This is a genomic window from Blastopirellula sp. SH421, from assembly GCF_057808535.1.
In genome coordinates this window covers 1,561,407-1,577,720 of the sequence record NZ_CM173712.1, presented here as the reverse complement: position 1 = coordinate 1,577,720, position 16,314 = coordinate 1,561,407, and the positions used below count along the sequence as shown (strand labels likewise).

The following is a 16,314-nucleotide window of genomic DNA, read 5'->3' as shown; positions in this document are numbered from 1 at the left end:
GGCTGCTAGAAGACATGCTCTTCGCACGCCTTTCTAGTCACCACGTAGCGCAGGGATCAGCGGCGTTCGCAACGACGACCGCGCTGTCCAAAGTCCCGCAAGCAATCCGACCACAAAGATAATCCCCAGCATTACCGTCAGCGTCATCCACGGTACGCCGGCGGCGCCAAACAGCAGGTGCGGCAACACGGCGACCAGCGCTGCTAAGATGCCGGTCCCTAGTCCAGCGACCAATAGCGCCGCGTTCTCTAGCAGGACCAGCCGAACCAAGCGACTGCGACGAAACCCGGCCGCTTGCAGCAAGGCAAGCTCGCCGCGACGTTCAATCACGTTGCGAGCCTGAACCGTCGCCAGTCCAAACGTGCCGAGCAACAGGCCCAGCGCACCGAGACTTTGAAACGTAGAAAGATACGTATTTTGCACCGCCAGCAGATCGATCAGCTTCTGCTTGGCGTTGGTCGCGTCAAATCCATCCTCGCTCAATCGAGCTTCCAAGACCGACGCAACCTGCTCTATCTCTCCCGGCGGAGTTTGAATCAGAAACATCCGGTAGCCGCTAGTATCGGGATACCGATCGAGCAGGTTCGCTTCGCTCACGATCAAACTCCCTTGCAGGATGCTGTTAGAGAGAAGAGCTGCGACCTGATACTTGGTGGACCGTCCATCGGGATCGGTCGTTTCAAACGTCTCGCCGACACCACCGTACAAATGCAGAGCGTACATTGCTGTGTTTTTATCGATCGCACATGGAATCGGCACGATCTCACCATCGGCTGGCTGTTCTAACACGAGCCAGGGATTGGCCTTTTCCTCTGGTGTAGTTGCGGTCGAGCCAGCCCACTCAAATTGCGGCACATCCGTTTGCGAATAATGAGCGATCAGTTGCGGCGTCGCCCCAAGCACGCGAGGACTATCCGATTGATACAGGTTCAAGCAACTTGCGTCGTCGCCTGCCTGGACGCGCAACGCCAAGATGGTCGTCTGTGTGAGCAGCGGTTCGTCGCTATCGCGAAAACCTTGGTCGTAGCGACCGGCCGGCGAGTTCAAATCGTGAAAGATTGGCTGGGTGCTCTCGGCGATCAAATCAACGCCGCCGGTTCCGCTTTCGGTCGGAGCCAGCCGGAAGCTGCTGATCGCGATGATCAAAAACGACGCCGCGCCGACCAAGCCAATCGTCAGCGTGCTCCGTCCTGGATTGCGAGCCGCGTTGCTCAGCGCCAACTGCGATAATTGAAAACCAACCCCCGCCGAACGCTCAGTCGCTCGCCACTGTAGATAGCGTCGCTCTAGCAACATCAGCGCGGCTAACATTGCGGCGCCAGCGCCAAAAAAGGCGCCTGCCTGGGCTTCGCCAGCGAGGGTGGTCGCCAATACGGCCAGCGCCATCGAAGCGGCGATCAGCACTCCGCCTGCATAGATCATCCAGCGTCCCTGGCCCGGTTGTTGTGGCTGAGCGGATGCGGTCTGCCCGGCGAGCAAAGCCCGTGGCGAAGTCTTCTGCAGCCGACGCAGCGCCCACATAATCGCGCCCAGCGAGGTAAAGACGCCGCTCGTCAAACCGATCAGCAGCGTCGCCGGATTGTCGAGATGCAATTGCAAAAACGGCGTCACCACCGCCGCGACCCACCAAGTGCGTAGCCCATACAGCATGACCCACGCGTAACCGATGCCGAGCAAAACGCCCAACAGTCCGCCAAGCGCAGCGACGATGGTGGCTTCGACCAAGAGCATCGCGCGAATCGCTTTCATCCGCAGACCGACCGCCGCTTCAAGCCCAATCTGCCGAGCGCGTTGATCGACTCCTAGTTGAAATAACAGCAAGGTCAGCATCAACGCCGCCGCAATAATGAACATGCTGAAGCCCAGAAATAACGCATTGAAAGGCGTCGTTCCGCTGGCCGCTTGCAACGCATTCCGGCGAGCCAGTAAAAACCGGAAACCAAGCTCCTCTTTCCGCTCGTTGAGCGATGCTTCGACCCGAGTGATTAGTTTTGCTTTCTCGGTCGCATCGGCTGCGATACGAATAGACGTCGCATTGCCGAAACGACTACCCCATAGTTTTTTGCCGGCCGCGAGCGAGACGTAGGCTTTGGGAGTCGTGCGATAATTTTCCCAATAGGCGTCGTCCACACCGCGAATGCGGCGATTATCAAACGGAAACGGCGGATCCCAATCGTCGATCGAATCTTGATCGGTGATTCCCTCTACTTCCGGCGTCAGATCGGGGTCGTTCGCCGTGGTCGGCGCTTGGTCGAACTCAGCTGGTCTCCGCCGCGACGCTGGTTGGTCAGGCTCAGTCAACGGAGTAATCGCCGCCACCGTAAATGAATGCGACGTCTCAGTGGCGATTCCGTGTGAACTTTCTGGTTCAAAATAGGCAATCTCTATGGAATCGCCGATTTCGGCCCCCAGTTGCTCGGCGGACCAAGAGTTCAAGATGATCTGATCGTCTGCAAGTTCACGAATCGGTTGTCCAGCTACATCCAACAGCGGGTAAGCAAGCGCCGCAGGATCAAGCGCTGTCACAGTCGAATAAGGAATCGCTTGATTCTCGGTTGATTCCTTTTCAATGGAAGTCGTCAAGTAAGTAAAGGTCGGAAACGCCTTGGGGCCGGCCGCTTTCAAAATCGCGTCTTCCGCCGCGTTGCTAAAGATCATCCGCGACGAACTGAGCTGGTAGTAGTCATAAATGGTCTGCGGAGCTTGGCCTTCCGCAGCAAACTCTTGCCGCACCTGATCCAAGCGATATCCAAAATCATCGAGTGACAGCGTCAATTTGCGAGCCAATGCGGCAGCGGTTTCGTCAGCGTCATGCAGCGCCAGCAAGACTGCATTCACCTTCTTCGGCTGCTCAAGCGACTGCTGAACCAACCCGAGCGGGACAAAGGCATTGAGCGGCGCTTGTTGGTTGGGGAACAAGCCAAATCGCCCCAACCCTTGCGCCGGAATGATCGCCGCAACTTTCAAGCGGGGAATGCCCTGCACGCGGCCTGATTTTTTACCCAGCGGACTATCAGCTGGCACATCATTGGAAGAGGGAAGCCGAATCGACACTTCATCCCCGACCACCACGTTTAACTCGTTGGCCAACGGCTGATTCAAGACGATTGAGTTTTCACCATCCAATGTAGGAGGTTGCGACCTCGAATCGAGCGTCCAAAACTGGTCGTTCACGCCAAAGATCGATACGCCGCCGGCGAGGCGCAAATTGTCGCTGCCGGCATGCTCAACACTGCCGCGAAGCAAAATCAGCGGGGCCGATTTTTCGTCGCCCCCGGCAAGCTCCGCCGCGTGATCCTGGGCAAAAAAGCGATCCGCCAGCACGACGTGAGTCACTTCTCCCAGTCGATCAAGCGATAAGTCGCGCAAACTGCCGCGCACCGAATCACCGACCAACAGCGCTCCGGTCAGCACAGCGGTCGCCGCGGCGACGCCGAGTGCGACCGCCAGATTGATCGAAAAATAATAACGTGCGCTGCGAAGCGCGAGTCGCATTTGATTCATGCCGACCATCTCCTGCGCGCGTCGTTTAGGTAAGGCGTCCATCATCGAGACTACGCCGCGCGGCGAACATCTCAGCCAATTCCATGCTATGCGTCACCGCGACCAACATCGCGTGCTCTTGCGCTTGCAAATCGAGCAGCAGCCGACCAATCGTTTCCGCATTGGTCCGATCCAGATTTCCGGTCGGCTCATCCGCCAACAGCAGCCGCGGCTGATTGATTAAACTGCGCGCCACCGCGACTCGCTGCCGTTCACCGCCAGAAAGTTCGGCTGGCCGATGACTGATTCGCGATGTAAGTCCGACGCGTTCGATCAAATACTGGGCTCGTTCCACCGCTTCGCTGGTCGCTGCGCCGTTGGCCAGCGTCGGAACCAATACATTTTCTAACACCGACAACTGCGGCAACAGATGATGGTCTTGAAAGATGAAGCCGATTTTTTGATTGCGAAAATCGGCCAGTTGCGGCTCGGACAGTTGAAACGGATCTTGTCCGTCGAGCGTCACCGTCCCGCTGGTGGGCGACTCGAGTGCGCCCAGACAATAGAGCAGCGTACTTTTGCCAGAACCGCTGGGGCCGAGAATCGCGAGATTCTCACCAGCGCTGAGCGCTAGATCAGCATGCTTGAGGACAACCAGCGGCTCACCGCGAGTCGGATATTCTTTACGCAGCGAAACAACGTCGAGGTCGGACATGGCGGCGAGTGCGTTTAAGGATGCAAGATCGCGAGGCCGCCCAAGCCGTAAAACGTATATTCGACATCGGCGACTTCGTCCCAAACGGCGCCAAAGAAGCCGCCGTCGGGTTGTTGGAGACCTTCAACGTAACGCATCGCTGCGGCGGTGTCGATCTCGTGCAACGCTCCTAGATCGGTCAGCGTCAGACATCCGGTAAACGTGCTCAGCAAATCGGCGATCGGAATCCGCGTGTTGGCTCGCAGTCCTCCTTCGTCATTTTGCATTTCCAGCAAAAAGTCGATCGCGCCATCCGCCACCTCTTGATCCAAGCCGTCGATGATCCGCAGTGCGCCGATCGCCGCGGCGGTGGGATTGGTGCCGGCCCGCTTACTGGCTCGAATCTCCCGAAAGCCGCCATCTTCCGCTTCTTGAGAAAGCAAAAAGTCGCGTATCCGTTCTGGCTGCAAAATCGGTCGCTCTATCAGCTGCAAACAAAGCAGCACCAAAAAAGTGTGGTACGTGCTGCTGGCTGACCCCAGCTCTCCCTTGGCGTAACCACCGTCCGCGCGGCGCAGTTTCTCTAGCGCCGCGGCGACTTGCGATTGCCAATCTGCGGCAGCGCCGGCAAAGACTTCGATTCCGGCGCTGTTTTCAATCAGACCGGCGCCGTAAATCAACGACAGAAAATCGACGATCGTTTCTTGGCCACCCAGTCGCGATCGTAAAAACCCGGAAGCTCGCTCGGCCAGATCGCCATGCAGTTCCCCCAAAATTGCAAGCGAACGCAATGCAAACGAGGTGTAATAGAGATCGCTGGGCCCTTCTCTTCCCCCGAACCCGCCATCGGCTTGCTGCCGCGCGCAGATGAATTTCGCGTGACGATCGCGGATCGTAGCGTCGACCTCGCCCAGGCCCATTGCAATGCGAACCGTCAATTCCGGCAGATAGTTGTTCATCAGCGCGGACCGATCTGAGCTAGGCGACGAGATAAGGAGCAATCTTGTCGCGAAACCAAGCCGGCGTTTCGATCGACTGCGGCGGCAACGCGTGGTAAATCCGGCAGCAAACGGCGGTCGTCTCTCCGGTTGCGACCGGTCGACCGTCGTGCGTGAACTGAAAACCGTACGTCACGCTTTTGGCGCCCATCTTCTTGACGACGATCGAAATATCGATCTCATCTTCAAACCGCACCGGGCTGACAAAGTCGCAGCGGATCGAAACCCGGGGCCAGCTGATGGTCGCGTCGCCATCAGGCGTATGCACCGACAAGCCGACATGCCGCAGGAACTCGTGCTCGACTTGTTCCATATAAACAGCGAACGCCGAGAAATGCATGATGCCGGCGGCGTCGGTATCGCGAAATTCGACCCGTCGCTTGGCGTGATAAATCTCAGGCATAGTGCGAGCTCTTTGCTAGGCGTTCATTTCAAATTAGCGCACGCAAAAAGCCTGCTCAGCGGGCAGGCTTCCTTCGTTCGCGGCGTGCGTCGGCAGGGACGTTCTTTCCTAGAAAGAACGTTAGTCCTTCACGTACGGCAGCAAAGCCATGAAACGGGCGCGTTTGATCGCCTGGGTCACAGCGTGCTGGCTAACCGCGGTGCAACCGCTCTTGCGACGACCGACGATACGGCCATGGCGATTGGTCAGTTTCTTCAGCAACTCGACGTCTTTGTAGTCCACGAACATCGGTCGCGGGCGTTTGCCATCGACGAAGATCGGATCTTTACGTGTGACGCGGGCTTTGGTCTTCGCCCGTTTACGAGCCTTGAATCGGTTGGCAGGCTTCATAGCATCCTATGGAATCGAAAAAGCTACTATCGATTGTTTTGTATCGAGTCGAAACCTCAGATTTTAACGCAATCGCCGCCGACAGCAAGGGCCAGACAGCTGGCGACCAGAATCGGCGCGATTTGCGTAAATCCAAGGGGAACAATTACTTACGAGTCTTTCGCCGGGAAAAACTTTTGCAAGGTTTCTTCACTGGGCCGCGGAGTTACCAGCGAAACCAGGATTAAAGCGAGCGTCGAGCCAAGCAACATGGGCGCGACCGGCATCATATCGAGCACCGCATAATGCGGATTTGCGGCAAAGTCCGACTGGTAAAAGAAGTAACACCACAGGCTGATCGCTGTGATCACTGACGCATAGGCGCCGGCTTTGGTCAGCCCTTTCCAGTACAACGCCGCAAAGATCAGTGGGAACAGAGCGGAGAAGCCGCTAAAGCACCACACGCCCAGCGTAAAGACGCGAGGATTATCGAGCAGGCTCAGTACGTAAGTGATTGCGACGATCAAAATAATGAACGTCCGCGCGATCACCACAATCTGCTTGTCGGTGAACCGATTTTTGCCGCCGTAGTGGACGACGATGTCATTGGTGAAAATCGTCCCAACGCACAGAAACTGGCTATCGAGCGAGGACATGATCGCGGCCAAGACGCCTGCGATCAAAAATCCACCCAGCACATCGCCAGAGAACTTTTTCACCAAAAAGGGCAAAATCGCGTTCGCGTTGGCGTCAATCGCCGGCGGAATCGTCACCAGATTGCCAGCGGCCCAAGCCCCCAGCAAAACGCACGGCGCCCAGACGATCATAATAAACAGCGGATGCGCGACCACGGCCAACTTGAAGTTGCTGGCCTTGCGAGCCGTCAACCAATGCTGAAACAAGTGCGGAAACATGCCGACCGAGAGCGGTACGAACATGTAGGTCACAAACTTCAGATAGGACATGTTCGGATTCCCGGCTCGGACCAGCTTGTCGCGGGGAATGGACTCCGAGGCGACCACCAGGTTTTCCCAGAGCGTCGCTTGCCCACCGATTCTCGAGGCAATCACAAAGAAAGCGACTAGGCCTAGCACCATAAAGACAATCGTCTGAAAGGTATTGGCCCAAGCAGTGCCGCGCATCCCGCCAAAAAAGACGTACGTCAGCACAACACTGCAAATCACCAGACTTCCCAACCAGCTGGGCACGCCCCCTTGTGACGCTTCAAACAATACCGGAAATGCGCCACGCGTCGCTGCGCTCACCACAACCCCAGAAGCCATCACGCCGATCAACAAGTAAGGAATCACCAGCCCAATCAGGATCGGAAAGAGCAAGACGCCCAGCTTGTCACTTTCGAGTCGATCACGGAAAAACTCGATCTGCGTCGTATAGCCATATTTACGACCATACGACCAAAGCTTAACGCCGAGCACGAAAAAGCAGAGTGAGTGCACAATGCCGCTGGAAGAAGCCAATAGTCCGTAGACGCCGACCCCTTCTTTGTAAGCTTCGCCGGTCGAGCCGACCAACGCGAACGCCGTCATCGTCGTGCCGAAGATCGACATCAACAGCAAGAACGGGCCAATCGAATGACTGGCCAACATATAGTCCTTGCTGGAACCGCTAAACAGACGATTTGAAAACAAACCGAGCGCCAACAGCAGCACTAGGTAGATGCAAATGATGACAAGTTGCGTGATGCCTGGTGCAAATTCCACGATTACTCTTCCCCCTGCTTTTCTTCTAGCTGCTCGATGTATTCCAACTCTTGCGGCCAGGCGAAATTAACCGCCAGAAACCAGGTAATCCCGGCGCCGAGCGAGATCCCAACCTGATACAGCAGGGTGACAGGGAAAAAACCCCATACCAAATCGGCGTTGTCCCAGTTCCAGAAGTCCTGATGCAAGATGATCAGGGCCACGACTAAAGACCAAACAAAGTATTTCATAATGCAGACATGCGCGGGTAAGGCGTGTCGTCGCTTGCTAGAAAGTGCAAACAACAGTTGTTTCAACGCCTATCTTAGAAGATGCAGGCCAACGGCGAAAGCCAAATTCAAAGAAAAAGAGCGCGGTGGAGAATTTTGCGGCGCCAAAAGCTGATCGCACAACGCCCGGCGCGGAAAGAACCTTTGCACGCGCTTTTTGAAGTTGCGCTATTGGAGGACAAAGAAAGCATGGAACACGGATACCGCGGATAAATCACGGCGTTTCACAGCCAGAAATCGTTGTTTGTGCAGCAAGCTGGCGTTTTCAAATTGGCTTGGTTAGTAAACCAATTGGACGTGATGGGAAATTGCCAATCTCCTCTCTTGCCGTGTAATTCCGTGACTGATCCGTGTCCTCCGCGTTCTATTGCTTACGAACCTGCTGAATAGCGCAACTTCAAAACACGCGCTTACGGAGTCACGATCTCTAGCAGTTCTACCGCCGGTTCGCCGTCGCAAAAAATCAGCGCCGTGCGACCATAGATCACATCGCCGGGCGCTAGAGCCAACAGATCCCTCAATTCTTCTCCCGGCGCGACGCGCCAGAGACTGGTGAGCTGCACCTGGCGGAGCACATTGTGATTAATCAACACGCGTCCCACCGGAATCCGCTCGCTTTTGATCTCGCGCTCGACGATCTCGCTGAGATAGTCGCAGTGCAAGCGTACGATGCCAAATTGGACTACTTTGCCATCGCTTTGTTTCGACAACAAAATTTTGCGCGAATAGGCGGATCCAATGGCCAGCGTATCGAGCACTTGCACATCGACCGCCGAATCGTGAAAGCGTTCGACCGTCACCGTCATGTGATGATCATGGGCCAACAACTCGGCGAACGGCGGCGGCGTCTCGGCGGCGGAGACCTCAGTAAAGTCCGCCAATTCGCTCGGATTGCGATAGAACAGTCGGACGAGTTCATCCAAGTCCGGCGTCGTGCGTTGACGGTCGTTCAACTCCACTCCTTTCGCAATCCAGAAGCCAGACGGCAGGCAAGATCCAGGTGCGTAACTGTATCCAAGCGTTACCGCTTAGGCGGGCGAGACGGCCATGTCAGCCGACAACGAGTGCATCACAACCGGCACTTGCGAAGCGGCCGGGTCATCCAGGATCGTATCAATCAAATAGTACATCAGTCGGCGCAATTCTTCCGGCTCTAGCTGATCCGCAATTTCTTCAGCTCGCGAGCGGTATTTTTCGACCAGTCGTTCGGCCGCGTCAAAGACGCCGGCCATGTTGTAAAGCTGTCGGACGCGAGCCACTCGCGAAGCGGCGCTTGCCGAATCATCGCCGATCAGCTCGATCAGTTCTGTGCGATGGGCCTCATTAAGATTTTCTAAGGCCAGTGCCCAAAGCACAGTCGGCCGTCCCCCCAATACGTCGCCGCCAGCGGATAGCTTGTTGTCGCTATCGCCGCGCCAGTCTTTCAGGTCATTCAAAATTTGGAAGGCGACTCCCACGTGTCTGGCGAACAACCGCATCGGCTCAGAATAATCGGTTTCGGTCCCGCTCAGCAGCACGCCGCATTGCAGGGCCGCTTCAAACGCAGGCGAAGTTTTCAAAGCATAAATTTTCAACGCGTCGACCGGCTTCAGCGACTTGTCGGCCGCATCGCGCCACAATAACTCGGCGCCCTGCCCTTCGGACAAACGCATGTGCGCGTCGGCCAGACAATCCAAGATGCGACTGGCCAGCTCGCCGCCCAATTGAGCCATATCGCGGCTCACCAGACGATATCCCAGGCCGATCATGTAGTCGCCCAGATTGATCGCGGTCGGCACGCCGTACTTGCGATGAATCGTCACATCGCCGTAGCGATAGGCGTCGTCATCTTCGATGTCGTCATGCACCAACGACGCTTTGTGAAATGTCTCAATCGCCAGCGCGGTGCGCTTGACCGAGTCCGAATATTCGGCGACCCGCGCCGCTCCCCCGGCCGAAGTTCCTTCGCCGCCGGTCAAAGCGTCATAGACGGCCAACGTGGTGAAGGGACGCGAATACTTGCCGCCGCGAGCAATAAAATCGAGCGCCAGTTTTTCGGTCGCGGCAATGGGATCGAGCGCCGCGGCGCCAGCGCCGTTGACCTCAGCCAAGGTGGGTCCCTTGCGCTGCGGCTGAACCAAACGCGTCAGCTCTGGCGTCTCAAACATCGCCGCCGCGGCTCGCATCAGGTGCACATAGCTGCGCGTCGTTTGCTGTGGTTGCTGGTGCGGAACTTGGATCATGTCATGAACCCAGTCCTCGTCGACCGACGTGTTGCGACAATCGCTCGACAGCAGCGGCACCGCCATGCACGGAATGCCGGCCAAAATGATTTTGTCGATCGCCTTCTCAAGTACGTTTAAACAGGCGACGCCGACAATCGCGTCCACATGACCGCTGACGATGATCTTCAGCACGATCGGCGAACCTTCGGCGACCAACACCTTGTAGCCCATCTCTTCGGCGATGGTGCGATAGTCGGCGATACTGCAAGCGCCGCATGTTTTGCAATCGAGACCAAACTGGTCATAGTCGGCAGGGCAACCTTCGGCATGTTTTAGGCAATGCGGCAATAGAAACAACCGCCGATCATGCGGTACTGCGGCGACCTGATCCCGCCAAAATTCAGAAGCGAGCATCACCATCGTCCAACCGACATAACTGTCAGGCTGATCCAAGCTGCTTAAGAGATCACGAACCACTTTCTCCATCTCGTCCTTCGATAGGGGACGGGATTTATCGAGCCCGGCGGCGATCTGCACGCAAGCGGCGCGTATCGTCTCGCGCAATTGCTTCGCTGGAGGAACCTGCTTCAAGTGAGCCGTCTGACGACGACGCGACTTGCGTTTGCGGCCCGGCTCGGAGTCTGCGCTATTGGAGTCGATCGGTGCAATTGCCAAGGGAGAACATTCCTTAATGATCGGAAGACATAGTTACGGTCTCTGGCGCAGGCGGGACGCTGGCGTTGGCTTGCAGCGCGGCGCCCAGGGACGCAACGGTCATGACTCTCGGGTAGAGCTTTTCATAATACCACAGCTTCGAGAAGTAAAAACCGATCGGCGAACAGTTGACGTAGCTTCCTTCTTCAACCCGCTGACAGAGCCAACCGATCGCAGAAGGGACAATTTCCTGCGAAATATCGGGGTTTTCCGCCGCTAACAGCGCTTCAATCGCCAGTGCGGTCTCTTCGACGCTACTTTGCCCCACCCCCCCGCAAAGAGTAGCAACGCTCGGTCCGCCTCCAAAACCACCATCTTTATTCTGTCGCGCAGCTAGCCAAACGGCCCCTTTGCGAGCTGTCTCGGTCGACATCATGCCCAGATCGCGATACGCCAACAAAACCTTCACCGTCCCATAAATCGGGTTCTCGTCGTCAGGCTGGTCCTGATTGCCAAACCACAGCGGCAACCACGATCCATCTTTGCGTTGTTGCCGTTGGAGGTAGCGAAACCCACGCAGGATCGCTCGCTCAAACGGCAAATTGCCCAGCTCATTGCGCCAAACGTGCAGCGCTCGAATCGCATGCGCCGTCAAATCACTCCCGCTACGATCAAACGGCTGCGTTCCCCAACCTTCGCAAAAGGTGGGCCAACCGCCGTCGCTGTTTTGCAAGTCGAGCAGCCAGCGAGCACCGCTCTTCGCTGCCGCGACAATCTGGCGGCGCGTTTCATTGTCGGCGCTAGGGGACTGAAAAAAATGTGCGATCGCTAACATCGCCCCCGGCGTATCGTCCGCATCGGGGACCGAACCGCTAAGATCGGTCCATCCCCAACCCCCGGGATCGGCGCCGGTAAACGGATGCATCTCTTGGTATTGATTGGCCAGGATCCAGGGCAAACAGGCGAGCTGTTCGACATCTTCTCCGCCGGCAGCCAACGCATTGACCGAGAGCGTCGTCACCCAATTGGCGAGATTCGTATCAATCGGCCAACTGCCGTCAGCGCAAACCGAGTCCACCAAAAACCGCACGCCGCTTTGCACCACGGGATGTTGTGCTTGCCCAATACTGGCCAGACTCATCACCACAAAACTAGTCAGCGGGGCCGCTTCTAAATAACCGCCGCTGGCCGGCTGCATTTTTAATAGTACCGACAAGCTTTTTTTCACGGCGGCGGCGCGAATGCCGCGCAGCAGCGGATTCCACGGCGGTCGATGGAAATAGCGAGCTTGCCCGATCGCGACCAGCGCCGGAACCGCATAGCTCACGACCGGCAACTTCACCAGCTTGTAAAACTTCTGCGGCAAGCAAGCCAATTCAAACGGCAGCGGCGAAACTTCGCGCCAATCAACCAGCCCCGCCAACGCGTAGTTGGTCAAAATCGGGACGGCGAACGTTTTGTCTTTGCCATATCGCCGCCGAAGGCCGGGGATGCCTCCTTGGGCTTCGATATAGTTCTCAGCGAAGGCGATCTGCTCGTGCAACGCTTCGCGCTGCCCTGCAATCGTCAGCGCCGCGACCGCCAACATGGTGGTCGCAATGTTCGAGTAACTTCGATCGGTATCCCCCCAACCGCCGTCAGGGTTTTGATTTTCGGTGAGATATCGCACGCCCCCCTCAATCAGCGGCCGCAAATGTGCACTTTGCGTTGCATTGTGCCGCACCACCATCTGCAGCGCGCTGACCGCCGTGGCGGTCGACAGGGCCGAAGTCGACAGCTGACCAGTCCAATGCCCCTGCGGATTTCGCTGGGCCAGCAGATCATCGCGGGCAATCGCATAGCAGCGCTGAAGTCGATCAAAGTCCATCAACAAGACGATATCCAAGCAGTCAGAAGGCAGGATTAGACGGGGCTATTCAGTTTACGTGCCAGCCGAGGCAATGTCGACGGAGCCGCGTTCCTGTATTCCGAAGGCTCTTGGTGGTAGAATAAACCACGGATCGATTCCCCGTCCACTTTCCCATCGAGTCTATTCCCTCGACTCTATTCCTGGACCGTGCCGAGCTTATGTATCTGCGACTCGCCAAACGAGCTCTCCTAGAAACTGACAAACGCCTAGTCGCCAAATTTGCTTGGTTGATGGGGTATAAGGGACTGCGGAGCGTGGTCAAGCACAAAGCGCGACTCAAGCGGGGTGAGTTCTTTCCCCCGTTCCTCTATATCTCGGTCATCAACAGTTGCAATCTCCGCTGTCAGGGATGTTGGGTCGATGTCGCGGCGAAGCAAGAGAAAATTGACATCGCCGCGATGGACAGTTTGCTGAACCAGGCAAAAGCGATGGGCAATTCGTTTTTCGGCATCTTAGGAGGTGAGCCCTTCATGCATGCCGATCTGCTCGAAATCTTCGCTCGTCATCCCGATGCATACTTCCAAGTTTTTACCAATGGGCACTTCATTACCGACGAAGTCGCCAAAGAGTTGCGTCGCCTGGGCAATGTCACGCCGCTGATCAGCATCGAAGGCTCGGAGATCATCAGCGATGAGCGGCGCGGGCGCGGCGGCGTCTACAGCAAGTCGATGGAGGGAATCGAAAACTGCACACGCAACAAACTGCTGACCGGCGTTTGCACCAGCTTGTGCCAAACCAACTATGACGACCTGCTGCAAGAGAAGTGGATTGACCGCCTGATCGAAATGGGGGTCTTCTACACGTGGTACCACATCTATCGCATCGTCGGCCCCGAACCGAATCCGCAATTGGCGCTGACGCCAGAGCAACAATATCAAGCGCGCAAGTTTGTGGTCGAGATGCGGTGCAAAAAGCCGATCGCGATCATCGACGCTTACTATGATGCCGATGGCAACGCGCTGTGTCCGGCCGCAACCGGATTCACGCACCACATTTCGCCCTACGGTGACATCGAACCGTGCCCGGTGATTCAGTTCGCCAAAGAATCGATCCACGATGAGCGACCACTGAAGGACGTTTTCAACGAGTCCGAATTTTTGCGAGGCTTTCGTGAACTCGCCGCCAGCAGCACGCGCGGCTGCATCATCTTGGAGCGACCTGATCTGCTAAATGACTATGCGCGCAAGAATGAGGCGAGAGACACGACCGCTCGCGGCGCCGCTTATCAAGAGCTCGACAATCTGCAGACCAATCCTTCGCAGTACAATCCTGGTCGCGAAGTCCCGGAGAAAAGTTGGGTCTATTGGTTGCTGAAGAAGTTCGCCTTTCATGATTACGGCGCCTATGGCCGTCACTTCGAGTTGAAGAACTGGCGCCCCACCATCAAAGATGGCGAAGCGATCACCCCAGCGCATCCGCCGCTCGTGCAGCTTCAAAGCACGCTGCCCTCTTCCGTCGAAAAACCGTAGGTTGGGTGCAGCGGAGCGAAACCCAACAATGCGTTTGCAAGCGACATTTCTTGCAACAACTTTGCCTAAATCTGTCGAGAAGTAGATGCGTTGTTTGCTGGCGTATTGATCTGACCCCAGTTAGAATGTTCGCAAGCTTATCAAAATTGCTTGCGGAGAATCTTCATGCTGCTCGCCCCGCTGCTGCTTGTGCCGATCTTGCTGGCCGCCGATCCGATGCCGCCAACAGGTCCTGCCGCCAAGCAAGTCGATCCGCCAGGCATCCACAATCTCTATCGCGTGACGCCGCACGTTTGGAGCGGTAGTCAGCCGCATGGCGCCGAAGGATTTGAAGCGCTCACCCAACTTGGAATCCAAGTCATTGTGTCGGTCGATGGCGCGAAACCCGAGGTCGCCGCTGCGAAAAAGCATGGTCTGAAATACATCCATATTCCCTTCGGCTATGACGGCGTTCCCCGCGCCGCCCAGGCCCAATTGGCCGAAGTGATGCGGCAATATCCTGGCCAGATTTACTTCCACTGCCATCACGGCAAACATCGCGGCCCCGCCGGAGTCGCGATCGCCTGCCTAGCCGAAGGCTCGCTCACCACCGCTCAGGCCGAAGCGTTCATGCATCAGGCCGGCGCCAGCGGAGACTACACCGGCCTGTGGAAAAACGTCCAACAGTTCCAACCGCTTCCCCCTGACGCGCCAAGGCCAATCTTAGTTGAAGTCGCCCAGGTCGAATCACTCGCCGCCGCGATGGCCGACATCGATCGGATCTACGACAATTTGGTGTTGCTCGATAAAGCCGATTGGAAAACGCCGGCCGAGCATCCTGACTTAACGCCAACTGGTGAAGCGCTGATCCTGCGCGAGGGACTGCATGAAGCAGGTCGCCTGCTGCCGGCGGATAAGTACGACGCCAAGTTTCGCACGCTGATGCAATCGTCGGAAGCGATCGCGCTGTCGATCGAGACCAAGTTAAAGCACGGCGATACAGCAGGCTTAAGCGACGATCTGGCGAAGCTAAAGCAGTTGTGCAACGCTTGTCATGCGGAGTATCGGAACTAGCGTGCCCGACTACTTGATCCCAGACTGATTCCGATTCAACGCACCCTTCACTCCCAAGATCCGCGGGTCGCGGGCAATCTTGTCAGTGAAGACGCGGACGTCGTTCATGATTGGTTTTAGCTTGGTCGAGATCTCTTGGATGTTGTCGGCCGCGGCGTTGAGATTTTGGTAGAGCTCTGGATTGGTCATCAGCTGCCCCAACGAACCATCGGGGTTGTTGGCCGCTCGGGCCAGACGTGCGAGCTGCTCGATCATGTCGCTAAGATTCTCGGTGCTGGTCTCTAGATTGGCGACCAGCTGCTCTCCCTTTTCGCCCAACGGGCCGGTAAAGCCTTCGAGGTTTTCTAGGTTGCGATCGGCTTTGTCGACTACTCCTTGCATGCGTTCGATTAGCGCGCGAGATTCGTTCAACGTTTCTGGCAAGTCTTGCAGCGCTGCTTGCAAACGCTTGTTCAGATCTTCGTCAGCGACCAAGTTGTTGATCGCTAACATCGCATTATCAAAACGATCAAGCGCCAGCTCGGACTTTTGCAGAATGCGTTGGAACTGATCACGGTTGGTCATCAGCGATTCGTTGGCGTTGTGCGCGAGCGTCCCTACTTCACGGCCTGCTTGGTCCATGGTTGTCAGCGCCGTAACCATCTGCGATTCCATGCTCCGCAGCACGTCAAACGGATTGTTGGCGGCCGAACCTTCAATCACCGCTTTGTCGGCCAACACCGTCACGGCTTCCGTCGGTCGTTCGCCGGGAACAAATTCAAGCAGCGCGTCGCCCAACAGCGAACCCGAGGTGATTCGGCAAACCTCGTTCGAGCGCGGCATATATTTGCGATCGATCTTGAGCGTCACCATCACGTCACGATCTTCTTGCAGCGCCACATCGCTGACCCGGCCAATCAAAATGCCGGAGGTCCGCACCGGCGTATCCACCGTCACGCCGGGCGCCTGATCAAAGACGACGTACAACGTATTGCGATCGGTGACGAGCGTCGGAAACTCTCCCAACAAAAAGAAGAGGATGCCGGCGATCATCAGCGCCGCCATCATGACGACTCCAACGCGGAATTGTAGGATACGATCGTCCATAT

The 16,314-nt window shown here is 56.7% G+C and carries 13 protein-coding genes; 2 read left to right on the top strand and 11 right to left on the bottom strand.

All coding sequences use genetic code 11. The annotated features are described in order from the left end of the window. Positions 1-33 precede the first annotated feature (33 nt). The 10 genes from SH421x_RS06520 to SH421x_RS06475 all read right to left on the bottom strand — a co-directional run bounded on the left by SH421x_RS06520 (position 34) and on the right by SH421x_RS06475 (position 12,662). Positions 34-3,504: an ABC transporter permease gene (locus tag SH421x_RS06520; protein WP_488854603.1), complete on the bottom strand. Its 3,471-nt coding sequence runs from the start codon at positions 3,502-3,504 to the stop codon at positions 34-36. 25 nt (positions 3,505-3,529) lie between these two features. After that, positions 3,530-4,198, bottom strand: coding sequence for an ABC transporter ATP-binding protein (locus SH421x_RS06515; RefSeq protein ID WP_488854602.1), 669 nt, complete (start codon positions 4,196-4,198; stop codon positions 3,530-3,532). Positions 4,199-4,212: 14 nt separating this feature from the next. Continuing rightward, on the bottom strand, positions 4,213-5,136 hold the full coding sequence (locus SH421x_RS06510; protein ID WP_488854601.1) for a prenyltransferase/squalene oxidase repeat-containing protein: 924 nt from the start codon (positions 5,134-5,136) through the stop codon (positions 4,213-4,215). A gap of 19 nt (positions 5,137-5,155) precedes the next feature. Then, positions 5,156-5,578, bottom strand: a complete 423-nt coding sequence (locus SH421x_RS06505; protein ID WP_488854600.1) for an acyl-CoA thioesterase — start codon at positions 5,576-5,578, stop codon at positions 5,156-5,158. Positions 5,579-5,698: 120 nt separating this feature from the next. Continuing rightward, on the bottom strand, positions 5,699-5,968 hold the full coding sequence (rpsR, locus tag SH421x_RS06500) for a 30S ribosomal protein S18 (protein ID WP_002651629.1): 270 nt from the start codon (positions 5,966-5,968) through the stop codon (positions 5,699-5,701). A 149-nt stretch (positions 5,969-6,117) separates the two neighbouring features. Next, complete coding sequence (locus tag SH421x_RS06495; RefSeq protein WP_488854599.1) at positions 6,118-7,668, bottom strand: sodium:solute symporter family protein; 1,551 nt, start codon at positions 7,666-7,668, stop codon at positions 6,118-6,120. A gap of 2 nt (positions 7,669-7,670) precedes the next feature. Continuing rightward, positions 7,671-7,898 (bottom strand): DUF3311 domain-containing protein, encoded by a 228-nt coding sequence (locus SH421x_RS06490; protein WP_488854598.1) that lies wholly within the window; start codon positions 7,896-7,898, stop codon positions 7,671-7,673. 449 nt (positions 7,899-8,347) lie between these two features. Beyond that, a complete protein-coding gene (locus tag SH421x_RS06485) occupies positions 8,348-8,896 on the bottom strand; it encodes a hypothetical protein (RefSeq protein WP_488854597.1) in 549 nt (182 codons plus the stop codon). Between the two features lie 69 nt (positions 8,897-8,965). Beyond that, positions 8,966-10,816, bottom strand: a complete 1,851-nt coding sequence (locus tag SH421x_RS06480; RefSeq protein WP_488854596.1) for a polyprenyl synthetase family protein — start codon at positions 10,814-10,816, stop codon at positions 8,966-8,968. A 13-nt stretch (positions 10,817-10,829) separates the two neighbouring features. Then, entirely contained in the window at positions 10,830-12,662 is a 1,833-nt protein-coding gene (locus SH421x_RS06475) for a prenyltransferase/squalene oxidase repeat-containing protein (RefSeq protein WP_488856415.1), read from the bottom strand. Positions 12,663-12,862: 200 nt separating this feature from the next. Between SH421x_RS06475 and SH421x_RS06470 the strand changes: the two genes are divergently transcribed. Continuing rightward, positions 12,863-14,173, top strand: coding sequence for a radical SAM protein (locus SH421x_RS06470; RefSeq protein WP_488854595.1), 1,311 nt, complete (start codon positions 12,863-12,865; stop codon positions 14,171-14,173). Between the two features lie 165 nt (positions 14,174-14,338). Beyond that, a complete protein-coding gene (locus SH421x_RS06465; protein WP_488854594.1) occupies positions 14,339-15,226 on the top strand; it encodes a protein-tyrosine phosphatase family protein in 888 nt (295 codons plus the stop codon). 9 nt (positions 15,227-15,235) lie between these two features. Here SH421x_RS06465 and SH421x_RS06460 read toward each other — a convergent pair whose 3' ends face one another. Further along, positions 15,236-16,312, bottom strand: a complete 1,077-nt coding sequence (locus SH421x_RS06460; RefSeq protein ID WP_488854593.1) for an MlaD family protein — start codon at positions 16,310-16,312, stop codon at positions 15,236-15,238. Positions 16,313-16,314: the final 2 nt, after the last annotated feature.